Consider the following 22516-nt stretch of genomic DNA (forward strand, 5'->3'; position numbering starts at 1 on the left):
TGGGCCAGTTTAGCACAAAGAGCCACAATTCCCAAATTCCAGCTAATTCTTAATCAGCTTGCTTACGCAGGAATGCTGGGATATCCAGATAATCCGGCTCTTTGGTGGTTTGCGGCGTATTGTCGTTAACCACTTTCGCTACCGGTTTCTGCTCTTGCGTCAACGGCGCCATGCCGTGCTGCTGGTAACGATCCATTACCGGCTGCTGTACCTGCTTGTTGGTCACCAGAGTGATTTCAGGACGTTTGTCCATACCAATTCCAGTTGCAACAACGGTGACGCGCAGTTCGTCGTTCATATCCGGGTCCAGAGAGGTACCGATAACCACGGTCGCATTATCCGATGCAAAGGCACGAATCGTGTTACCGACGGTTTCGAACTCATCCAGACGCAGGTCGAAGCCCGCAGTAATGTTGACCAGCACGCCGCGCGCACCAGACAGATCGATGTCTTCCAGCAGCGGAGAAGAGATAGCCATTTCAGCCGCTTCTTCTGCACGGTCTTCACCGCTTGCCACGCCTGAACCCATCATCGCGTAGCCCATTTCGGACATCACGGTGCGCACGTCTGCAAAGTCGACGTTCATCAGGCCCGGACGAGTAATCAGTTCAGCGATACCCTGGACTGCGCCTTTCAGCACATCGTTCGCTGCGCCAAACGCATCCAGCAGGGAGATACCGCGACCCAGCACTTTCAGCAGTTTGTCATTCGGAATAGTGATCAGAGAGTCCACATGTTTGGACAGCTCGGTGATACCCTGCTCCGCGAATGCCATACGCTTCTTACCTTCAAAGTTGAAAGGCTTAGTCACGACAGCAACGGTCAGAATACCTAAATCTTTTGCTACTTCAGCAACCACTGGCGCTGCACCGGTACCGGTACCGCCGCCCATGCCAGCTGCGATAAACACCATGTCTGCGCCGTCAAGCGCTGCACGCAGAGCTTCACGATCTTCGTCTGCCGCATTACGGCCTACTTCCGGGTTTGCACCCGCGCCCAGACCTTTGGTGATGCCGCTACCAATCTGAATGGTCTGTCCAACCGCCGTTTTACGCAACGCCTGAGCGTCGGTATTCACCGCGAAGAATTCAACACCTTCGATGCGCTCGCGCACCATGTGTTCAACGGCATTACCGCCGCCGCCGCCGACGCCGATGACTTTAATCACCGCGTCATTGGTAAGTTCCATAGGTTCAAACATAGTTTCTCTCTCCGTTGTGCCTGTCGCCTGAGACCGTTAATGTGCGTTGGTCTCTTTAAAAATTAAAACTCTTTTCGCAGCCAGCTATTGAGTCGTTTGATCCACGAGCCAACTGATGCCGTAACGCGTTTTTCTACTTCAGCCTCACCACTCAAATGGGATTCTTTCCCGTAGTGAAGCAGCCCCACTGCCGTTGAATAATAAGGCTCCTGGGCATAATCCGTCAGACCAGTGATATTCAGCGGTGCGCCAATACGTACTTGCGTATGGAACACGCGCTGTGCGCAGGCCGCAAGACCTTCAATTTGCGCAGCGCCACCGGTTAACACAATCCCCGCCGCCAGATGATGTTTCACACCCTGCTGGCGAAGCTGTTCTTGTAATTGCAAAATTTCTTCGTTGACCAGGTTGAGCAGCTCGGTATAACGCGGCTCAATGACCTCTGCCAGGGTCTGACGTTGCAGGCTACGCGGTGGACGACCACCTACGCTTGGCACTTCAACGCTTTCGTCTTTACCCACGATGGAGCCCAGCGCGCAACCATGACGCACTTTGATGGCTTCAGCATCGCTCGGCGGCGTACCAAAGGCATACGCGATATCGCTGGTCACTACATTCCCTGCATAAGGGATAACTTTAGTGTGGCGCAACGCCCCGCCAGTATAAACGGCGATGTCCATTGTACCACCACCAATATCCACCACGCAGACACCCAGCTCACGTTCATCTTCCGTCAACACGGAATAACTGGCTGCCAACCCGGCAAAAATCAGTTGGTCAACTTTCAGACCACAACGTTCAACGGCTTTGACAATGTTCTTCGCCATGTCGTTGTGGCAGGTAATAAGATGGACTTTTGCCTGCATACGCACGCCGGAAAGACCGACCGGATTTTTAATGCCTTCCTGGTAGTCGATGGCGTATTCCTGCGGAATAACGTGCAGAACACGATGTTCATCGCGAACGCGTACGGATTTTGCCGTATGTACCACGTTTTCCACATCTTCCTGCGTCACTTCCTCTTCGGAAATGGGCACCATACCAATTTCATTTTGACAGCTAATATGTTTACCGGAAAGTGCCAGATACACCGAGGAAATCTGGCAATCTGCCATCAGTTCAGCCTGGTCAATGGCGCGCTGTACGCACTTCACCACTGACTCAAGGTCATTCACCCCGCCTTTATCCATACCTCGCGATGGGCAACTGCCCACGCCAATGATATTGACCATACCGTCGGGCAGAACTTCCCCTACTAAAGCGGCTACCTTCGCGGTGCCAATCTCCAGTCCAACTACCAGTTTTCTGTCCGTCGCCTTGATCATTGTTGTTCTGCCTGTGCCTGATTCTGTTGCTGATTAGATTCCTCAGGAGGCAAGGGAACCCAGCCTACTGCCGCTCCTGAGTCATAACGCAAATCAACGTAGCTAATCCGTTTGCCATCGGTTTGCGCCTGCTGCTGTAAAACCGGGTAGAGTTCCACAAAGCGAGCCAAACGTTTTATCGTATCGCCCCTGCCCAGATTCAGCTTAATATCGTTATTCAGCGTCAACTGCCAGGAACGACGAGCGGTCATCGCCGCTTCCTTCAGGGTGAATCTATCCTTAGCCAGCACCTGCCCCATATCGCGGAACCCTTGCAACACTTCACTTGCGCTGCCTTCCGGTCCATACAACATGGGTAATACCTGCTTATTGGCCCGACCGGTTGGAACACTGAACGTATTTCCTTCAGCATCCACCATATGTTGGTCATTCCAACGCGCAATGGGCACATATTCAACCAGATGAATCTTCAATTCATCGGGCCATTGCTTTCTGACGCTCGCCTGTTTAATCCAGGGGAGGCGTTCAATTTGACTCTGGATGATGTTCACATCCTGAGTCATAAAGGTTCCCGGAGCGCCCAGTGCCAAAATGGACTGACGAATATCGTCATTGCGCGTGTAATGCCGTTCGCCGGTTAACACCAGTTTCGATAAAGGCAAACGTTGCGCATCTTCCATCCATCCCAACACTACCCAGCCGCTGACAAACACGGTGCACAGCACTGTCAGCAGGAACAATATTCCTGCAAGACGCGTTCCATTATTGCGGCGTGAGGAGTTTACTTCTTCTTCATCACCGTTTCGCGTGTTCAGCGCAGCCTGCGACATATCAGTCCGCCAACTCCAGAATTCTTACCACCAACTGCGAGAAGCTCAGGCCCGCCTGACGCGCCGCCATCGGCACCAGACTGTGGCTGGTCATACCCGGAGAGGTATTCGCTTCCAGCAGATAAAACTGGCCATCGCTGTCCAGCATGACGTCAATGCGACCCCAACCTTTACAGCCCAATGTGGTCCACGCTTTCAGGACTAATTCCTGTAAACGGGCCTCTTGTTCGACTTCCAGACCGGCAGGGCAGAAATATTGTGTCTCATCAGAGAGATACTTCGCCTCATAATCATAGAAGGTTCCCGCAGGTTGGATACGTATTGACGGTAAAATTTCTTCACCAAGTATCGCAACTGTAAATTCCGGGCCACTGAGCCATTTTTCGATCAGTACTTCTTCATCATGCTGAAAAGCCAATGCTAATGCACCATGCAAAGCATTTTCTTCTTCAACTTTTGACATCCCTACGCTTGAGCCTTCACGGCTTGGCTTCACAATCAGCGGCAAACCTAGCGCAGAAATCTCCGTAACCACCTCATCACTAAGACCTTTTTCGAACTCAGCGCGGGTCAATGCGACCCAAGGCGCGACCGGTAAACCAGCCCCCTGCCACAACAGTTTGCTGCGCAGTTTGTCCATCGAAATCGCAGAAGCCATGACGCCACTACCGGTGTACGGCAGTCCAATCAGCTCCAGCATGCCCTGCAACGTGCCATCTTCACCACCACGACCGTGCAGTGCAATAAACACCTTTTGAAAACCCATCGATTTCAAAAGCGTGACATCAACCTCTTTTGGGTCAATTGGATGAGCATCCACACCACCTTCGCGTAACCCTGCCAGTACGGCCGCGCCGGAATTCAGCGAAACGTCACGCTCTGCGGAGGTTCCCCCTAACAGGACCGCGATTTTATCAGCCATGTTGTTCTTCCTCCGGGTTTTGCGGCTTCAGTTTGATTTCAGCTAAGGAACGCGCGATTTTGCCGATATTTCCAGCGCCCTGCACCAAAATCAGATCGTTGCCGGTTAATACCGGCGCCAGCATGTCTGCCACCTGAGCCGGATCGGATACCAGAATCGGGTCGATCTTACCGCGACCACGGATCGTACGGCACAGCGAGCGACTGTCGGCTCCTGGAATCGCGGCTTCACCCGCGGCGTACACATCCAGCATCAACAGCGCATCGACCTGAGTCAGCACGTTGGCAAAGTCGTCATACAGATCGCGAGTACGCGTAAAGCGGTGCGGCTGGAACAGCATCACCAAATTTTTGTCCGGCCAGCCCGCGCGTGCAGCTTTAATCGTGGCATCCACTTCCGTAGGGTGATGACCATAATCATCCACCAGCATCGCCGTCCCGGCTTTACCGTTTACCGGCTCAAGCGGGAATTCGCCGAGGAAGTCAAAACGTCGTCCGGTGCCCTGGAAACTTTCCAGCGCGCGCAGAATTGCGTCGTCTTCAATGCCTTCTTCTGTTGCAACTGCTACCGCCGCCGCCGCGTTCAGCGCATTGTGACGGCCCGGTGCGTTCAACGTCACGCGTAAATCGGCCATCCCCTGACGCAGCAGCGTGAAGTGCCCTTGTGGGCCAATCTGCTGATAATCTTCGACGCGCACATCAGCATCATCGCTGAAACCATAGGTTGTGGTTTGACGACCAACTCGCGGCAACAACTCGCGGATCACTGGGTCGTCAACGCACATCACCGCACGACCATAAAACGGCAAGTTATGCAGGAAATTAATAAACGTCTGCTTTAAATTTTCGAAGTCGCCATGGTAGGTATCCATATGATCGGCTTCGATATTGGTAACAATCGCTACCATCGGCTGCAAATGCAGGAACGACGCATCGCTCTCATCCGCCTCCGCTATTAAATAACGGCTATGACCCAGACGCGCATGGACGCCTGCGGCCTTCACCAGACCGCCGTTGACAAACGTCGGATCCAGCCCCGCTTCCGCGTAGATACTGGAGACCATCGCTGTGGTCGTGGTTTTACCGTGCGTCCCGGCAATGGCGATACCGTGACGAAAACGCATTAACTCCGCCAGCATTTCAGCACGACGGATCACCGGAATGCGCGCTTCATGCGCCGCAACAATTTCCGGGTTATCCGCAGAAATGGCGCTGGATACCACCACCACGCTCGCATCGCGCACGTTTTCCGGGCGATGGTTGAAGAAAATCGTGGCGCCCAGATTCGTCAACTGCTGCGTCACCGGGTTCGGCGCTAAGTCAGAACCGCTGATCTGATAACCTTCGTTGGCCAAAACTTCGGCAATACCGCCCATACCAGCACCACCGATGCCGACAAAGTGAATGTGCCGAACGCGACGCATTTCGGGCACGATGGAACGCAGTTTTGCCAGTTGTTGTGTATTCATTCTTTAGCCATTAACTTCTTAGTTCATGCGATGCAAAAGGCATCACCACAATTACGCCCGGGCAGCCCGGCTCACTTCATTAGCAACGCGCTCTGTAGCATCCGGAATGGAAGCGGCGCGCGCACGTTCTGCCATGGTTAATAAGGTTTCTCGCGACCACCCGGAAAGGGTGTTAGCGACGGCATCCACAGTAAACTGCGGCTGCTCAAGAATTTTGGCGGCGCCCGCTTTCTCCAGCGGCAGCGCATTCCAGTACTGCTGTCGGTCTTTGTGCTGGAAAGGCACAAACAGCGCAGGCAAACCTGCGGCGGCAATTTCGCTTACCGTCAGCGCGCCGGAGCGACAAACTACAACATCCGCCCACGCGTAGGCAGCTGCCATATCATCAATAAACTCAGTGACCTTGTGCTGCGGTTGTCCCGCGTCGGCATACGCCTGTTCAACGGTTTGCTGCGCGCCTTTGCCACTCTGATGCCAGATAGTCACCGCGTCACCAAGCTTTGCGGCAACCTGCGGCATCGTCTGGTTCAATACGCGTGCGCCCTGAGATCCCCCGACGACCAGCACGCGAACCGGGCCTTCACGCCCCGCCAGACGCGCTTCTGGCAACGGCAGCGCCAGAACGTCGGTGCGTACCGGGTTCCCCACCACTTCCGCATTCGGGAAAGCGCCAGGAAAAGCCTGCATCACCTTCGTTGCAATTTTCGCCAGCCACTTGTTAGTTAATCCCGCAATGCCGTTCTGCTCATGCAGTACAACCGGAATGCCTAATGACCAGGCAGCCAGACCGCCAGGGCCGGACACGTAACCGCCCATCCCCAGCACCACATCAGGCTTAAACTGCTTCATGATGGCGCGCGCCTGACGCCAGGCATTAAAAATACGCACGGGGGCGGCAAGCAGCGCGTTGACACCTTTGCCACGCAAACCGGAGATGCGAATAAAGTCAATTTCAATGCCATGCTTCGGCACTAAGTCCGCTTCCATACGATCGGCGGTGCCCAGCCAACGAACCTGCCAGCCCTGGGCCATTAAATGGTGCGCGACCGCCAGCCCCGGGAACACATGCCCGCCGGTACCGCCTGCCATCACCATTAACCGCTTCGGTTGACCACTCATCGTGCACCTCGTGTAAACGCCTGGGCTTTTTCCAGACGAGTTTCATAATCAATACGTAACAAAAACATGATGGCCGTCGACATAATCAACAAACTGGAACCACCATAACTGATCAGCGGTAACGTCAGACCTTTTGTTGGCAGCATGCCTGCTGCCGCGCCGACGTTTACCAGAGCCTGGAAGCTAAACCAAATCCCGATGGAGCAGGCTAAAAAGCCTGAAAAACGGTGGTCAATTTCCAGTGCTTTGCGACCGATCGACATCGCGCGAAAAGCGACGAAGAATACCATTAAAAGCGCCAATACCACACCGATATAACCCAGCTCTTCCCCAATGATGGCGAAGATGAAGTCGGTGTGCGCTTCCGGTAAATACTCCAGTTTTTGCACTGAATTACCTAACCCCTGACCCCAAACCTCACCGCGACCAAAAGCCATCAGCGATTGCGTTAACTGATACCCGCTGCCAAACGGATCTTCCCATGGGTTCCAGAAAGAGGTTACGCGGCGAATACGATACGGTTCGGCAAGGATCAGCAGCACCACCGCCGAAATCCCCATGCCGATAATGGCAATGAACTGCCACAGTTTCGCACCAGCGAGAAACAGCATCGCCAGCGTCGTGACAAACAGTACCACTACCGTACCAAGGTCAGGCTGCGCCAGCAGTAAGACTGCCAGCACCAGAATCACACCCATCGGTTTTAAGAAGCCGCGCAGGTTATTACGCACTTCATCGACTTTACGCACAAGGTAGTTAGCGAGATAACAGAACAGCGACAGCTTGGTGAATTCCGCAGGCTGAATACGCAGTGGACCCAGCGCGATCCAGCGCGATGCCCCGTTAACGGAGCTCCCCACCACCAGCACGATCAACAACATGATGATCGAGGCGATCAGCATCGTTGTGCTGTACTTTTGCCAGAACTCCATCGGCAGACGCAGCGTCACCATCGCCAGACAGAACGCGAGGAAGATATACAGCGCGTCACGCTTAGCAAACAGGAAGGGATCGCCTGCCAGGCGTTGCCCTACGGGCATCGATGCCGATGTCACCATCACAAAACCGATCGCTGCCAGACCAAAAGTCAGCCACAGCAGCATGCGGTCATACATGATCAGGCTGTCCGCGTCTTTATCACGCGAAGCCATCACCCAGCCTTTAAGTGCCGCGAAGATCCACGCCAGGACACCCAGTCCCGGTACGCGCGGCATTTTCAGACGAGGGAGAGAGAAGCGCATCAACCCAACTCCTTCGCTAAACGGGTAAAGACGTCACCGCGTTGCTCAAAGTTCTTGAACTGGTCAAGGCTGGCGCAGGCTGGCGACAGCAGCACCATATCGCCCGACTTCACACGCGGTGCGAGCAGACGCATTGCCTGCTCCATGGTTTCAGTGTGTTCCGCAACCTCAGGACGCAGAGCGGCAAGCTGCGCGCCATCGCGACCAAAGCAGTACAGACGAATGTTGTCGCCAGTCAGGTAGCGTTGCAGCGGCATAAAGTCGGCGGATTTCCCATCGCCGCCCAGCAGCAGGTGCAACGTACCGTCAACGTGCAGACCATTCAGCGCCGCTTCGGTGCTGCCAACGTTGGTGGCTTTTGAATCGTTGATCCAACGCACACCGTTATGATTCAGTACCAACTGGAAACGATGCGCCAGACCGGTAAAGGTAGTCAGCGCTTTCAGGCTGGATGCCCGCGGCAGACCCGCAGCATCCGCCAGCGCCAGCGCCGCCAGGGCGTTGGTATAGTTATGCTGGCCGGTAAGCGTCATCTCTTTCACGTTCAGGACTTTTTCGCCCTTCACCCGCAGCCAGGTTTCACCCTGCTGACGATTGAGATGATAGTCACCCATGTTGATGCCAAAGCTCACGCAGCGCTCATCCGCCCCGCGAATCGGCATGGTCAGCGCATCATCGGCATTAACCACGCACACTTTCGCATTCTCATAGACGCGCAGTTTGGCCGCACGGTACTGCTGCAAGCCAAACGGATACCTGTCCATATGATCTTCGGTGACGTTCAAAATGGTAGCGGCTACGGCCTGTAAGCTGAAGGTTGTCTCCAGCTGGAAGCTCGACAACTCCAGTACATACAGCTCACGTTCGTCATCCAGCAACATCAGCGCGGGCAGACCGATATTTCCGCCAACACCCACGTTCACACCAGCCGCTTTCGCCATTTCTCCCACCAACGTGGTGACGGTGCTTTTCCCGTTGGAACCGGTGATCGCGACGATCGGCGCCTGCGCTTCACGACAGAACAGCTCGATGTCACCGACAATTTCGATCCCTGCATCAGCAGCGGCGCTCAGAGAAGGATGCGCCAGGGCAATACCAGGGCTGGCGACGATGAGATCGGCGGCCAGCAGCCAATCATCATTCAGGCTGCCAACATGACGCTCAACCGCTTCCGGCAATTTATCCAGGCCAGGTGGCGTTGCGCGGGTATCCATCACACGCGGCGTCACGCCACGCGCCAGAAAGAAATCCACGCAGGACAGCCCGGTCAATCCCAGACCGATAATGACGACTTTTTTACCCTGGTAATCAGCCATGATTAACGTACCTTCAGCGTTGCCAGGCCAATCAGCACCAGCATCAGCGAAATAATCCAGAAGCGCACAATTACGCGCGGTTCCGGCCAGCCTTTCAGTTCATAGTGATGGTGAATCGGCGCCATACGGAAGATGCGCTGTCCGCGCAGCTTAAAGGAGCCAACCTGCAGAATGACCGACAGCGTTTCCACAACAAATACGCCGCCCATGATTACCAGCAGGAATTCCTGACGCAGCAGCACGGCAATAATGCCCAGCGCGCCGCCCAGCGCCAGAGAACCGACGTCGCCCATAAAGACCTGCGCCGGATAGGTGTTAAACCACAGGAAGCCTAACCCCGCACCGACAATCGCCGTACAGACGATCACCAGTTCGCCGGCATGGCGTAAATAGGGAATGTGCAGGTAGTTGGCAAAGTTCATGTTACCTGTAGCCCATGCCACCAGCGCAAAACCTGCGGCCACGAACACGGTCGGCATAATCGCCAGACCATCCAGGCCATCGGTGAGGTTTACCGCGTTGCCAGTGCCCACAATCACGAAGTACGCCAGCAGCACGTAGAACAGCCCCAATTGCGGCATGACATCTTTAAAGAACGGCACCACCAGCTCGGTAGCCGGGGTATCTTTACCGGCGAGGTACAGCGCAAAGGCTACACCCAGCGCAATCACCGACATCCAGAAGTACTTCCAGCGGGCAATCAGCCCCTTGGTATCTTTGCGCACCACTTTGCGGTAGTCATCGACAAAACCGATAATGCCGTAGCCAATCAATACCACCAGCACGCACCATACGTACGGGTTCGACGGATATGCCCACAACAGAACGGAGATAACAATCGCGGTGAGGATCATGATCCCGCCCATGGTTGGCGTACCGCGTTTACTGAAGTGCGATTCCGGGCCGTCGTTACGTACGACCTGTCCAAAGGACATTTTTTGCAAGCGGGCAATCATGCGCGGGCCCATCCACAAAGAGATGAACAGCGCGGTCAGCAGGCTGACGATGGCGCGAAACGTCAGATAGGAAAAGACGTTAAAGCCGGAATAATATTTGACCAAATGTTCGGCCAGCCAAACTAACATGTCCCATTCTCCTGTAATGCGCGTACTACCTCTTCCATGGCGGCACTACGTGAACCCTTCACTAAAATCGTCATGACCTGATGTTCTGCAATCAATGCTTTAAGATGCGCGGCCAGCGCGCTTTTATCCGCAAAATGTTCGCCAACGCCGCTGGCGTCGCTAATTGCCTGACTCAATTTTCCTGTACTCAGTACGCGGTCGATACCTGCTGCTTTCGCAGCAACACCAACCTGTACATGGCATGCTTCACTTTCTGCGCCAAGCTCTGCCATATCGCCAACGACCAGTACGCGATAGCCCGGCATTTCAGACAGCACCTGCACCGCTGCGGTCATCGAACCGACGTTCGCGTTATAGGAGTCGTCCAGCAGCAGCTGATTTTCTGCGAGTTGAATCGGGAACAGACGTCCCGGTACCGCTTGCAGATCCTTCAAACCCGCTTTGATCGCCTCGTGCGTCGCGCCTACCGCCATAGAAAGCGCCGCCGCCGCAAGGGCGTTAGCGATATTGTGGCGACCCGGCAACGGCAGCAGGACATCAATGCTTCCGGTCGGCGTTTGCAGAGAAAATTCTGTGCCATGCGAGGTCACATGAACGTTGGTAGCAGAAAAGTCGCTGTTGGCCGCATTCGGGGAGAAGCGCCAGACTTTGCGTTCGCCGATGATGCTTTGCCAGTTCAACCAGTCGTTGTTGTCGGCATTCATAATGGCGATACCATTCTCAGACAGGCCGGTAAAAATCTCACCTTTTGCCTTCGCAACGCCCGCCAGAGATCCGAAACCTTCCAGGTGCGCGGCGGCCAGATTGTTCACCAGCGCCGCTTCCGGACGCGTCAGGCCGACGGTCCAGGCGATTTCGCCCTGATGGTTGGCGCCGAGCTCAATCACGGCATAGTCGTAATCGTTATTTAAGCGCAGCAGCGTCATCGGTACGCCGATGTCGTTATTCAGATTGCCCGCTGTATATAGGGTGTTACCACACTGGCTCAGAATGGCAGCCGTCATCTCTTTGACGGACGTTTTACCGGATGAGCCGGTCAGCGCGACAACGCGCGCCGGAACCTGAGCGCGAACCCACGCCGCCAGTTCACCAAACGCCAAACGCGTATCTTTAACAATCAGCTGCGGCAGGTTGGTGTCCAACGGGCGGCTGACCAGCAGCGCACCCGCCCCGCTCTCTTGCGCTTTGTCTGCAAAATCATGGGCATCAAAGCGTTCGCCTTTCAGCGCCACAAACAGGCAGCCCGGCGTCACTTTACGCGTATCGGTTGTTACGGCATCAAGGGTCAGATCGGCCCCTTTCAGTTCGCCACGGAGGATCTCCGCCAGTTGGCTGAGCGTTACGCTAATCATGCGATAACCCCCAGCAGACGCGCTGCGGTCACGCGGTCAGAATAGTCGAGACGCTGCGAGCCGACGATCTGGTAATCTTCGTGACCTTTCCCGGCCACCAGCACCACGTCGTTTTCTTTCGCCTGCATAATGGCGTTTGTCACGGCTTCTGCGCGCCCTTCCATCACCTTCGCCTGTCCGGCATCCAGCATACCCGCCAGAATGTCGTTAATAATGGCGCGCGGCTCTTCGGTACGCGGGTTGTCATCAGTCACCACGACAACATCTGCAAACTGCTCAGCGATTGCGCCCATCAACGGACGTTTGCCTTTATCGCGATCGCCGCCGCAGCCAAAGACGCACCACAGTTTGCCAGTACAGTGCAGACGTGCCGCCTGCAGTGCTTTTTCCAGCGCATCTGGCGTATGGGCGTAATCAACCACCACGGTGGTTTTACCCGGCGCGCTGAACACTTCCATACGCCCGCAAACCGGCTGCAATTGTGTCGCCGTTTTCAGTAAATCAGCTAACGGATAGCCCAGTGCCAACAGCGTTGCCAGCGCCAGCAAAAGATTGCTGACGTTAAACGCCCCCATCAGGCGGCTTTCAATTTCGCCGTCGCCCCATGAGGAGGTAAAACGAATCGTTGCCCCGCTGTCGTGATACTTCACGTCAACCGCTTTTAACCAACGACCATGACAGTTCGGGTTGATGTGGTCTTCCATCGAAACGGCAACCGCATCCGGGAGTTTCGCCAGCCAGCGACGGCCGACCTCATCATCCGCATTGACGATGGCCTGGCCGCAATGGTGCGTGGAATACAGCAGCCATTTCGCGGCTTCGTAATGTTCCATGTCGCCGTGGTAGTCGAGATGGTCACGGCTTAAGTTAGTAAATACTGATGCGGCAAACTTCAGCGCCGCCACGCGATGCTGAACCAGGCCGTGTGAAGAGACTTCCATCGCGCCAACCGTTGCGCCCTGCGCAGCCAGCCCCGCCAGCACATGCTGGACATCAACGGCTGAACCGGTGGTATTTTCCGTCGGGATCACTTTGCCCAGCAGGCCATTACCTACTGTTCCCATTACCGCGCTGGTTTCGCCAAGCAGTTGGCTCCACTGGGCCAGCAATTGGGTGGTGGTGGTTTTACCGTTAGTCCCGGTTACGCCGACCAGACGCATTTTCTCAGAAGGCTCGTGGTAAAAACGGCCCGCCAGTGCAGATAAACGTTCGTTAAGCTGACTGAGATAGATGACCGGAACGCCATGCATTTCACGGATTTCACCATCAGTAGCTTCATCTTTTGCTTCTGCAATAATGGCAGCCACACCTTGCGCTATCGCCTGCGGGATATACCGACGCCCGTCCGCCTGATGACCCAATACTGCGACAAAGAGATCGCCTGATGCAGCCACACGGCTGTCAAGCGTCATCTCCCGCAGTGCTCGCTCCGGTGCACCCGGCACCCATGGAGCAAGAAGGTCGCGCAAATTACGATCTGCCACCTGTTGCCTCGCCTTGATTATTCACAAATTCATTTTTATCGCCCGTTGTCAGCGCATCCGGCTCGATGTTCATGGTGCGCAGTACGCCGCCCATGATGGCACCAAAGACCGGCGCGGAAACGGCGCCACCGTAGTATTTACCCGCCTGCGGATCGTTGATAACAACAACCAGCGCGAAGCGCGGCTGACTCGCAGGCGCAACGCCTGCGGTATAAGCAATGTATTTGTTGATGTAGCGGCCATCCGGCCCTACTTTTTTCGCTGTACCGGTTTTAATAGCGATGCGATAGCCTTTAATCGCCGCCTTCACGCCGCCGCCGCCCGGCAGCGCCACGCTTTCCATCATATGCACGACGGTACGCACGGTATCTTCCGGGAAGATACGCTCACCCGGAACAGGAGGGTCTACTTTGGTAATCGACAGTGGACGATAAACGCCGTAGCTGCCGATCGTTGCATAGACTCGCGCTAACTGTAACGGCGTTACCATTAGCCCGTAGCCGAAAGAGAAGGTGGCCCTCTCTATGTCAGACCACCGTTGTTTTTGAGGATATAAGCCACTGCGTTCTCCGACCAACCCCAAATTGGTCGCTTTTCCCAGCCCAAAACGTGAGTAAGTATCTACTAACGCTGAGGACGGCATCGCTAACGCCAGCTTGGAAACACCGACGTTACTCGACTTCTGCAAAACCCCGGTGAGGGTTAATTCGCTATAACGCGCCACGTCTTTGATTTCGTGACCATTAATTCGGTAAGGGATAGTGTTAAGGACGGTATTTTCGCGTACCACGCCACGCTGCAGCGCGGTCATCACCACCATCGGTTTAACGGTAGAACCCGGTTCAAACACGTCGGTGATGGTACGGTTACGCATCGCGTCTTTTGGCGTACCGGTGAGATTGTTCGGGTTGTAGGACGGACTGTTGGCCATGGCCAGCACTTCACCGGTGTTTACATCCACCAGTACCGCACTGCCTGACTCCGCCTTGTTGAACGCCACGGCGTTATTCAGTTCACGGTAGACCAGTGCCTGTAAACGCTCATCAATGCTCAACGCGAGGTTATGCGCCGCCTGGCTGTCGGTAGAGGAGATATCTTCAATGACGCGGCCATAACGGTCTTTACGTACAATACGTTCGCCCGGTTGTCCGGTGAGCCACTTGTCGAAGCTCTTCTCTACGCCTTCAATCCCCTGGCTGTCGACGTTAGTAAAGCCGATGAGGTGAGCAGTCACTTCTCCGGAAGGATAGTAACGGCGGGATTCTTCGCGTAGGTGGATACCTGGCAGCTTCAGTTTCTTGATGTAGTCGGCCATGTCAGGGTTTACCTGACGCGCCAGATAGATGAAGCGCCCTTTCGGGTTGGCGTTAATGCGGGAAGCCAGTTGATCGAGCGGGAGATTCAGCGCGGTTGACAGCGCTCTCCAGCGTTCGCCAACGCTCACGCCGCCTGCATCATGTACTTCTTTCGGGTCGGCCCATATCGCTTTAACCGGAACGCTCACCGCCAGCGGGCGACCAGAGCGGTCGGTAATCATTCCGCGTGATGTAGACACTTCCTGGACGCGTAGAGAGCGCATATCACCCTGACGCACCAGCATGTCCGGCGCGATGATTTGCAGCCAGGCAACGCGCCCCAGCAGAAAACCCAGTGCCAGCAAAATACAGCCGCACAGTAACGCAAAACGCCAACTGATAAAGTTGGCTTGTTCTTCCTGGCGTTTTGGTTTGTGCGTTTTTGCCGCTGCTTTCATGCGTCGCGTTTATCCTTATTTTTGTACTACGATATTTTCTTGTGAGGGATCGACATGCTGCATTTGCAGCTTTTCCGTTGCGATCCGTTCAACACGGCTATGGTCGCCGAGCGCGTTCTCCTCAAGGATCAAGTTGCGCCATTCGATATCCAGCGCATCTCGCTCCAGAACCAGCTGCTCACGCTGCGCAGTCAGTAACCGCGTATGGTGTGCTGTTGTCACGACGGTAACCGCCGTCAAAATAATGCAAATGAACAGGCAGAGTGGCAGCTTCCCAAACCGCAAAAGATCGTCACCGATCACGCCAGGCAAGGCATGGCGCTCGTTGCTTCCTATCGATCCTTTAACTTTGCTGAGGGCTTCTGTCACTCTGCTGATCATGCGTTCGTCCTCTCTGCAATACGCAGAACTGAACTACGGGCACGAGGATTCTCAGCTACCTCTTCTTCACCCGGCATCATCTTGCCTAGTGCTCTTAACTCACGGCCGCCCAGCTTTTTGATCTGCGCTTCGGTCATCGGTATTCCAGCCGGTACCTGAGGACCACGGCTTTGTTCACGCATAAAGCGTTTCACAATGCGGTCTTCAAGCGAATGGAAACTGATGATCGAAAGGCGACCACCTGGAGCCAGCACGCTGAGCGAGCTTTTTAGCGCCTGCTCTATCTCCTCCAGTTCACTGTTCACCCAAATGCGCACCGCCTGGAAGGTACGGGTCGCGGGATGTTTGAATTTGTCCTTCACCGGCATTGCCGCTGCAATAACTTCCGCCAGCTCTTTGGTGCGGGTCATCGGTTCGATGCGGTTGCGCTCCACGATGGCGCGCGCAATGCGTTTGCCGAAGCGCTCTTCGCCAAAGGTTTTAATCACCCAGGCAATGTCTGCTTCATCGGCGGTTTGCAGCCATTCGGCCGCTGACTGACCGCGTGTTGGGTCCATACGCATATCTAACGGACCGTCACGCATAAACGAGAAACCGCGCTCTGCATCATCGAGCTGCGGTGAAGAAACGCCGAGATCGAGAAGAATCCCGTCGATCTTACCGGTCAGTCCACGCTCGGCGACATAGTCAGCCAGCGCAGAGAAAGGTCCATGTACGATGGAGAAACGGGGATCGGTAATCGTTTTTGCAACAGCAATAGCCTGCGGATCGCGATCGATTGCCAGTAAACGTCCCTCTTCGCCAAGCTGGGAGAGGATCAGACGTGAGTGACCACCGCGACCAAATGTCCCGTCAATGTAGATGCCGTCTGGACGAATATTCAGGCCGTTTACGGCTTCATCCAGCAACACCGTTGTATGTTTATAATTTTCCGTCATTTTATAGAGACAAATCCTGCAATCGTTCCGACAACGCGCCAGTAACAGACTGCTCAGCGTCGATATCTTCCTTGACCTGTTGATACCAGGTCGTTTCATCCCACAGCTCAAACTTATTGAACTGCCCAACCAGCATCACTTCTTTCGTTAGCCCTGCGTGTTGCCGCAGAATGGGTGCTATCAGTAATCGACCAGCGTTATCCATCTGACATTCGCTGGCATGACCCAACAATAAGCGCTGTACGCGGCGCTCAACTGGATTCATGCTCGACAGACGCGATAGCTTCTGCTCGATTATTTCCCATTCAGGCAGGGGGTACAGCAGCAGGCACGGGTGATGGATGTCAATGGTGCAAACCATTTGACCGGTAGCGCTCTCAAGCAGTTGATCCCGATAACGGGTAGGCACGGATAAGCGCCCTTTACTGTCGAGATTAACTAACGTTGCTCCCCGGAACATGCCAGTCTCACCCCCAATTACCACTTTATCCCACAAATTCCCACTTAAAGGAGTTTACGGAGCGGAGGAAAACCTTGTCAAGCAAGTCGCGGCGCTTAGCGGAGCAAAAAACCCATTGTTTACGGCTAATATCAGCGTTGAACAAATTCCGTACAGCAAACGAAGCAAATTAACGTCATGAATATTTGTAAGAAAAAAATCCAACAACTCATCATTGTTTAAAACAACTGAATATCATCCAAAGAAAATATAAAGTGTCAGTTTGCGACGCGAGCGGCATTTTAGGACAATATGCAGCGAGTTAACAGTACCAGTTAATCGGTCTGTACGCCGCGCAGAGCCGAGGTAAGCACCAGATGGCCGCAATACGAGAGCAAAGTGTTTGTTAATTCGGCAAATCCATACATGCATGTAACAAAATAATACAAGCGTAACGCGTCGTTACGTATCAATAACCCAAAAATGGATAGTTGCATTTTTAATTCGGGGTATTTCAAGAATGAATTTCAGATAATTCTAAAGAATATTCTTAAATATAATGCGGTTATTTCTGAGAATAGAAAAATTGAAGACGTCAGAGGCTTATCCCGCCGACGTCATCAATTGAGGAAACTTAGTTACGGCTGAGAATACCGCGACGGTACAGATTACGCCGTATACGCGTTAAACCTGGTTTTGGTTTACGCGGTTCGTCCAGACTTGCCAGTACAATCTCCAGCACGCGTTCTGCGACATCGCGATGGCGCTGTGCCACTGCCAGTACCGGGCACTGCAGGAAGTCGAGCAGTTCGTGATCGCCAAAAGTCGCAATCGCTAAATCAGACGGCAGTTGCCCATCACGACGCAGGGTCACATCCATCACGCCCTGCAACAGGGCAAACGACGTGGTAAACAACGCCTGAGGCATTGGGTGCGTTTCCAGCCATTTATCAAACAGCTGCGCAGCCGCTTCCCGCTCATAGCTGTTGGCGTACAGGAAATGGACTTCACGCGGATCGTCCTTCCACGCGGTACGAAAACCCTGCTCGCGCAGGAAACTGACGGATAATTCAGGAAGCGCGCCCAGATAGAGGACGGTTTCAGCAGGGAATTTGCGTAACTCCTCTGCCAGCATTTCCGCATCATCCTGATCCGCACCCACAACGCTGGTAAAATGTTCGCGATCCAGTGCACGGTCCAGCGCCACAATCGGGAATGAACTGTTTGCCCAGCGTTGGTAGAACGGATGCTCAGGCGGCAAAGAAGTCGACACAATAATGGCATCGACCTGGCGCTGTAAAAGATGCTCAATACAGCGCATTTCGTTATCCGGCTGATCTTCAGAGCAGGCAATCAACAGCTGATACCCACGCTGACGCGCCTGGCGTTCCAGATAGTTTGCGATCCGGGTATAGCTTGTGTTCTCAAGATCCGGGATCACCAGCCCGATAGAACGTGTGCGTCCAGCACGCAGCCCGGCCGCCACGGCATTCGGGTGGTAATTATGCTCACGCACCACCGCCATGACTTTTTCAACCGTTTTGTCGCTTACGCGATATTGCTTTGCTTTGCCATTAATAACGTAGCTTGCAGTCGTTCGCGAAACGCCGGCCAACCGAGCGATTTCATCCAGTTTCACAATTGCCCCTTGCGTAAAATGTACAAACCATAACCTTTTAGATGGCATGGGTTAAACTTCTTAACATCTAAGCGCAGAATAATGACTGCGGCAACCGCTTTTGTCTCTGGTTACTGCTGATTTCGCAAAAAAAAAGTGCAACCAGAAGCATCAGCGAAAGCGGGTTCGTTACCAGCAGGTAGGATAAGGCGTTTACGCCGCTATCCGGCATGACCTCCACGATGAGGCCTGATAGCGCTTTGCTTACCAGGCCTACGGTTGACGATTAGCGCATAATTTTATCGCCACGGGAGAGTCCCACCACACCGGAACGAGCAACTTCCACAATTTTGGCGACTTCACGTAGAGTTGCCAGAAACGCATCCAGCTTGTCGCTGGTGCCCGCCAGTTGTACGGTGTAGATAGACGGCGTCACGTCGATGATTTGCCCGCGGAAAATCTCCGTGTTGCGTTTCACCTCCTCCCGGCCATAACCGCTGGCCTGGATTTTCACCAGCATGATTTCTCGTTCAACATGGGCACCCTGCCCCAGCTCGCTAACGCGCAGAACATCCACCAGTTTGTGGAGCTGCTTTTCGATCTGCTCAAGGACTTTCTCATCCCCTACCGTCTGAATCGTCATCCGCGATAAGGTGGGGTCGTCGGTCGGCGCGACGGTCAGGCTTTCAATGTTGTATCCACGCTGGGCGAAGAGGCCAATCACCCGCGACAATGCACCCGACTCATTTTCCAGCAATACTGATAATATCCGGCGCATAATCAGGTCCTCTCCGTTTTGCTTAGCCACATTTCATCCATCCCGCCCCCACGAATCTGCATCGGGTAGACATGCTCACTGCCGTCGACGGTGACGTCGACAAACACCAGACGATGGTTACGCACATGCTCCAGCGCTTCACCCAGCTTGCTCTCCAGTTCATCTGGATGATTAATCTGGATACCGATATGCCCATAAGCCTCAGCAAGGCGCACAAAATCGGGCAGCGACTGCATGTAAGACTGGGAGTGACGCCCGGAGTAGATCATGTCCTGCCATTGTTTGACCATGCCGAGATAACGGTTGTTAAGGTTGAGCACCAGCACCGGCAGTTCATACTGCAGCGCCGTCGACAGCTCCTGGATGTTCATCTGAATGCTGCCATCCCCGGTGACGCACACTACCGTTTCATCCGGCAACGCCATTTTCACCCCTAACGCCGCAGGTAAACCGAATCCCATCGTGCCGAGGCCGCCTGAGTTAATCCAGCGACGCGGTTTATCGAACGGATAATAAAGTGCGGCAAACATCTGATGCTGGCCAACGTCAGAGGTCACATACGCTTCCCCTTTCGTCAGACGCCAGATGGTTTCAATCACCGCCTGCGGCTTAATGCTTTCGCTTTGCGTGTCGTATTTCAGACACTGACGGGCGCGCCAGTGCTCAATCTGTTGCCACCAGTCACGGTTATCATCCAGTGGCTGCTGTGATTTCTCTTGCTCCAGCAGTTCGAGCATTTGATCCAGCACCAGACGGGCATCACCCACAATCGGAATATCCGCAGTAACGGTTTTAGAAATAGAGGTCGGATCGATGTCGATATGCAGCACGGTCGCATTCGGACAGTATTTTGCCAGGTTATTTGTCGTTCGATCGTCAAAGCGAACGCCGACAGCAAAGATCACATCGGAATGATGCATGGTCATATTCGCTTCGTATGTACCGTGCATCCCTAACATGCCCAGCGCCTGACGATGCGTGGCAGGAAACGCGCCCAACCCCATTAGCGAGGAGACAACCGGCAGATTCAGCGCTTCAGCAATCTGAGCTAACTGCTCATGGCAAGCAGCATTGACCGCGCCACCGCCCACATAGACAACCGGTTTCTTCGCCGCGACCAGCGTCTGTAGCGCCCGTTTGATCTGTCCTTTGTGCCCCGTCGTCGTCGGATTATACGAGCGCATACTCACCGAGTCCGGCCAGCTATAAGGCAGTTTCTTCGCCGGATTCAGAATATCCTTCGGCAAATCCACCACCACTGGCCCTGGGCGACCGCTTGCTGCCAGCCAGAAGGCTTTTTTCAGCACCTGTGGGATATCTTCCGTTTGTTTGACCAGGAAGCTGTGTTTTACCACCGGGCGGGATATACCTACCATGTCGCACTCCTGGAAGGCATCGTAGCCAATCAGCGACGTTGCGACCTGTCCGGAGAGGATCACCAGCGGAATGGAATCCATGTAAGCCGTTGCGATTCCGGTAATCGCGTTGGTCGCCCCCGGTCCGGAGGTAACTAATACGACCCCCACTTCTCCCGTGGCACGCGCAAGGCCATCAGCCATATGTACCGCCGCTTGTTCATGGCGGACCAGCACATGATCAATACCGCCGACCGTATGCAGCGCATCATAAATATCGAGGACGGCCCCCCCGGGATAACCGAATACCTGCTTCACACCCTGATCGATGAGCGATCGGACGACCATCTCGGCTCCAGACAACATCTCCATGGCTTGCCTCACTCTTATAATGAATTACGGTTTAACAACACATTAACCGCTGACGATGACGCATGGCAATTGACTCCGAAGGGGTGTCACTGGAGTAAATAAGAATAAAAAGGAGGAAAGACGCGAATAAACGGAGAATTAAACCAGCATAAGCAATCAGTATGATAAATAATCGCTTAAAAATGGGAACTTACAGCAATTACTCTATTTTTTGACACTTTTGGACAGACGTAAAAAATAGAGTTCAGCATAAAATTTCAGTTATAAAGACAAAAGCAGAATAAACAGGATGTATTGTCCGGTTTACTCTGCCAAGTGCTACTGCTTACAAACGGAGACTAACAGCTCTTCCATCCATTGATGTCCTTTATCCCGGCCCGCGGCTTCATGCCAGGAAAGATAGCATGTGCGGCTGTTCAATTTTAACGGTAAAGGTAAGATCTGTAGTTCTAAAGAATCGGCAAATTCTTCTGCTAACCAACGCGGCGCAATAGAGACCAAATGCGTTTGCGACACAATATTAAGAACGCTAATTAATGCCATGCCCTGATAAGCTACGCAGGATTGTTTATCCGGTGTGTCATACCATGGTTGGCTGAATGATGCGAAGCGATCAAGTGACACCACCGCATGCTGTTCATTATAGACATCGCTTTCCAATAACGGACCACTAATGCGCGGATGCTTTTTACTTGCGACTAACACCATTTCGTCATTGAATAACGGAATACTGGTAAATTCAGGACGACGGAATTCTTCATAGCTAATAACGAATTCTGTTTCCTGGTAACGTAATTGATGCTCTGTATTTTGATTGAGTGAAGATTTAAATACGACATGAATGTTTGGTGCAACTTGCTCAACCCGATTATAAATCAACGACGTCAGAATATTATCCAATGGGCTGCATACGCAAAGATTGAATACGCGCTCGCTGCTGGCTGGCTCAAAACCCGATCCAGGCAGTTCATTTTGCACTAATTGCAATGCCTGGCGAACAGAACCAAATAGCTGGAAAGCTCTTGCTGTCGGCTGGATACCGCGTCCATAACGAACAAAAAGCTCATCATTAAACATCACTTTCAGGCGCGCGACCGCATTACTGACAGCAGGTTGCGACATTCCTAAAGTATGCGCGGCACGGGTAATATTTTGTTCTTGCATCACCGCATCAAAGACGGTTAATAAATTAAGATCAACCATGCGAAGCTGTGGCTTCCCCATATCTATAATATTTGTTTTATCTATTATTTTTACTTCTGGCATATTTAACTCCACTGTCACTCTAAACTCCCTTTTCCCAGACGGAGTGAAGAAATAATCTCCGTTAATATGATTTACCATACATATAAGATGAGAAAAAGAAAAAACATTAAAATTAGGAAAACATAAAGGTACAAACCTAAATGAACAAAAGACCAATGCGAGCGCAGTGTGGCAGGTGTCACTGCACGGTGATTCATATGTTTAAATTTCAAAAACAATATAACCATAAGCATGGCGAATATACAATCATACGTATCGTGAATACGTATTTAA

19 protein-coding genes are annotated in these 22516 nt (G+C 53.4%); all 19 read right to left on the reverse strand.

Annotated elements, in window-relative coordinates; all coding sequences use genetic code 11:
* Positions 1–49 precede the first annotated feature (49 nt).
* Entirely contained in the window at positions 50–1201 is a 1152-nt protein-coding gene (ftsZ, locus tag OGY67_RS07225; protein ID WP_003018753.1) for a cell division protein FtsZ, read from the reverse strand.
* A 62-nt stretch (positions 1202–1263) separates the two neighbouring features.
* Positions 1264–2526 carry a cell division protein FtsA gene (ftsA, locus tag OGY67_RS07230; protein WP_003018755.1) on the reverse strand — a complete coding sequence of 421 codons (1263 nt, stop codon included), beginning with the start codon at positions 2524–2526 and terminating at the stop codon, positions 1264–1266.
* Positions 2523–3356 carry a cell division protein FtsQ gene (ftsQ, locus tag OGY67_RS07235; RefSeq protein ID WP_003018758.1) on the reverse strand — a complete coding sequence of 278 codons (834 nt, stop codon included), beginning with the start codon at positions 3354–3356 and terminating at the stop codon, positions 2523–2525. Before ftsQ ends, ftsA begins: the two co-directional genes overlap by 4 nt.
* A gap of 1 nt (position 3357) precedes the next feature.
* A complete protein-coding gene (locus OGY67_RS07240) occupies positions 3358–4278 on the reverse strand; it encodes a D-alanine--D-alanine ligase (RefSeq protein ID WP_008786198.1) in 921 nt (306 codons plus the stop codon).
* The gene (gene murC, locus OGY67_RS07245; RefSeq protein WP_003018763.1) at positions 4271–5746 is read right to left on the reverse strand and encodes a UDP-N-acetylmuramate--L-alanine ligase; all 1476 of its coding nucleotides are present in this window, start codon (positions 5744–5746) and stop codon (positions 4271–4273) included. The genes OGY67_RS07240 and murC overlap by 8 nt, the downstream gene beginning before the upstream one ends.
* Positions 5747–5797: 51 nt before the next feature.
* Positions 5798–6865 (reverse strand): undecaprenyldiphospho-muramoylpentapeptide beta-N-acetylglucosaminyltransferase, encoded by a 1068-nt coding sequence (murG, locus tag OGY67_RS07250; RefSeq protein ID WP_003829528.1) that lies wholly within the window; start codon positions 6863–6865, stop codon positions 5798–5800.
* Entirely contained in the window at positions 6862–8106 is a 1245-nt protein-coding gene (ftsW, locus tag OGY67_RS07255) for a cell division protein FtsW (protein WP_003829529.1), read from the reverse strand. The genes murG and ftsW overlap by 4 nt, the downstream gene beginning before the upstream one ends.
* Positions 8106–9422, reverse strand: coding sequence for a UDP-N-acetylmuramoyl-L-alanine--D-glutamate ligase (gene murD, locus OGY67_RS07260; RefSeq protein WP_286573818.1), 1317 nt, complete (start codon positions 9420–9422; stop codon positions 8106–8108). The genes ftsW and murD overlap by 1 nt, the downstream gene beginning before the upstream one ends.
* A gap of 2 nt (positions 9423–9424) precedes the next feature.
* The gene (gene mraY, locus OGY67_RS07265; protein WP_003018774.1) at positions 9425–10507 is read right to left on the reverse strand and encodes a phospho-N-acetylmuramoyl-pentapeptide-transferase; all 1083 of its coding nucleotides are present in this window, start codon (positions 10505–10507) and stop codon (positions 9425–9427) included.
* Entirely contained in the window at positions 10501–11859 is a 1359-nt protein-coding gene (gene murF / locus OGY67_RS07270; RefSeq protein WP_032942363.1) for a UDP-N-acetylmuramoyl-tripeptide--D-alanyl-D-alanine ligase, read from the reverse strand. Before murF ends, mraY begins: the two co-directional genes overlap by 7 nt.
* Entirely contained in the window at positions 11856–13343 is a 1488-nt protein-coding gene (murE, locus tag OGY67_RS07275) for a UDP-N-acetylmuramoyl-L-alanyl-D-glutamate--2,6-diaminopimelate ligase (RefSeq protein WP_008786196.1), read from the reverse strand. The genes murF and murE overlap by 4 nt, the downstream gene beginning before the upstream one ends.
* Positions 13330–15096 (reverse strand): peptidoglycan glycosyltransferase FtsI, encoded by a 1767-nt coding sequence (gene ftsI, locus OGY67_RS07280; protein WP_003829538.1) that lies wholly within the window; start codon positions 15094–15096, stop codon positions 13330–13332. Before ftsI ends, murE begins: the two co-directional genes overlap by 14 nt.
* A 15-nt stretch (positions 15097–15111) precedes the next feature.
* Positions 15112–15477: a cell division protein FtsL gene (gene ftsL, locus OGY67_RS07285; RefSeq protein ID WP_000625651.1), complete on the reverse strand. Its 366-nt coding sequence runs from the start codon at positions 15475–15477 to the stop codon at positions 15112–15114.
* Positions 15474–16415 (reverse strand): 16S rRNA (cytosine(1402)-N(4))-methyltransferase RsmH, encoded by a 942-nt coding sequence (rsmH, locus tag OGY67_RS07290; RefSeq protein ID WP_003018789.1) that lies wholly within the window; start codon positions 16413–16415, stop codon positions 15474–15476. The genes ftsL and rsmH overlap by 4 nt, the downstream gene beginning before the upstream one ends.
* Before the next feature lies 1 nt (position 16416).
* Positions 16417–16875, reverse strand: a complete 459-nt coding sequence (gene mraZ / locus OGY67_RS07295; protein WP_003018792.1) for a division/cell wall cluster transcriptional repressor MraZ — start codon at positions 16873–16875, stop codon at positions 16417–16419.
* Between the two features lie 613 nt (positions 16876–17488).
* Complete coding sequence (cra, locus tag OGY67_RS07300; protein WP_003018794.1) at positions 17489–18493, reverse strand: catabolite repressor/activator; 1005 nt, start codon at positions 18491–18493, stop codon at positions 17489–17491.
* A gap of 265 nt (positions 18494–18758) precedes the next feature.
* The gene (gene ilvN, locus OGY67_RS07305; RefSeq protein ID WP_003829566.1) at positions 18759–19250 is read right to left on the reverse strand and encodes an acetolactate synthase small subunit; all 492 of its coding nucleotides are present in this window, start codon (positions 19248–19250) and stop codon (positions 18759–18761) included.
* 2 nt (positions 19251–19252) lie between these two features.
* Positions 19253–20977 carry an acetolactate synthase 3 large subunit gene (gene ilvI, locus OGY67_RS07310; protein ID WP_020996230.1) on the reverse strand — a complete coding sequence of 575 codons (1725 nt, stop codon included), beginning with the start codon at positions 20975–20977 and terminating at the stop codon, positions 19253–19255.
* A 318-nt stretch (positions 20978–21295) separates the two neighbouring features.
* The gene (leuO, locus tag OGY67_RS07315; RefSeq protein ID WP_020996231.1) at positions 21296–22243 is read right to left on the reverse strand and encodes a transcriptional regulator LeuO; all 948 of its coding nucleotides are present in this window, start codon (positions 22241–22243) and stop codon (positions 21296–21298) included.
* Between the last annotated feature and the right edge of the window lie 273 nt (positions 22244–22516).

It is taken from the genome of Citrobacter sp. Cpo015, assembly GCF_030333035.1.
Lineage (GTDB): Bacteria > Pseudomonadota > Gammaproteobacteria > Enterobacterales > Enterobacteriaceae > Citrobacter > Citrobacter portucalensis.

Coding starts and splice junctions, on each gene's coding strand:
- ftsZ (WP_003018753.1), bottom strand. CDS start 1,201: ATGTTTGAACCTATGGAACTTACCAATGACGCGGTGATTAAAGTCATC.
- ftsA (WP_003018755.1), bottom strand. CDS start 2,526: ATGATCAAGGCGACGGACAGAAAACTGGTAGTTGGACTGGAGATTGGC.
- ftsQ (WP_003018758.1), bottom strand. CDS start 3,356: ATGTCGCAGGCTGCGCTGAACACGCGAAACGGTGATGAAGAAGAAGTA.
- OGY67_RS07240 (WP_008786198.1), bottom strand. CDS start 4,278: ATGGCTGATAAAATCGCGGTCCTGTTAGGGGGAACCTCCGCAGAGCGT.
- murC (WP_003018763.1), bottom strand. CDS start 5,746: ATGAATACACAACAACTGGCAAAACTGCGTTCCATCGTGCCCGAAATG.
- murG (WP_003829528.1), bottom strand. CDS start 6,865: ATGAGTGGTCAACCGAAGCGGTTAATGGTGATGGCAGGCGGTACCGGC.
- ftsW (WP_003829529.1), bottom strand. CDS start 8,106: ATGCGCTTCTCTCTCCCTCGTCTGAAAATGCCGCGCGTACCGGGACTG.
- murD (WP_286573818.1), bottom strand. CDS start 9,422: ATGGCTGATTACCAGGGTAAAAAAGTCGTCATTATCGGTCTGGGATTG.
- mraY (WP_003018774.1), bottom strand. CDS start 10,507: ATGTTAGTTTGGCTGGCCGAACATTTGGTCAAATATTATTCCGGCTTT.
- murF (WP_032942363.1), bottom strand. CDS start 11,859: ATGATTAGCGTAACGCTCAGCCAACTGGCGGAGATCCTCCGTGGCGAA.
- ftsI (WP_003829538.1), bottom strand. CDS start 15,096: ATGAAAGCAGCGGCAAAAACGCACAAACCAAAACGCCAGGAAGAACAA.
- ftsL (WP_000625651.1), bottom strand. CDS start 15,477: ATGATCAGCAGAGTGACAGAAGCCCTCAGCAAAGTTAAAGGATCGATA.
- rsmH (WP_003018789.1), bottom strand. CDS start 16,415: ATGACGGAAAATTATAAACATACAACGGTGTTGCTGGATGAAGCCGTA.
- mraZ (WP_003018792.1), bottom strand. CDS start 16,875: ATGTTCCGGGGAGCAACGTTAGTTAATCTCGACAGTAAAGGGCGCTTA.
- ilvN (WP_003829566.1), bottom strand. CDS start 19,250: ATGCGCCGGATATTATCAGTATTGCTGGAAAATGAGTCGGGTGCATTG.
- ilvI (WP_020996230.1), bottom strand. CDS start 20,977: ATGGAGATGTTGTCTGGAGCCGAGATGGTCGTCCGATCGCTCATCGAT.
- leuO (WP_020996231.1), bottom strand. CDS start 22,243: ATGCCAGAAGTAAAAATAATAGATAAAACAAATATTATAGATATGGGG.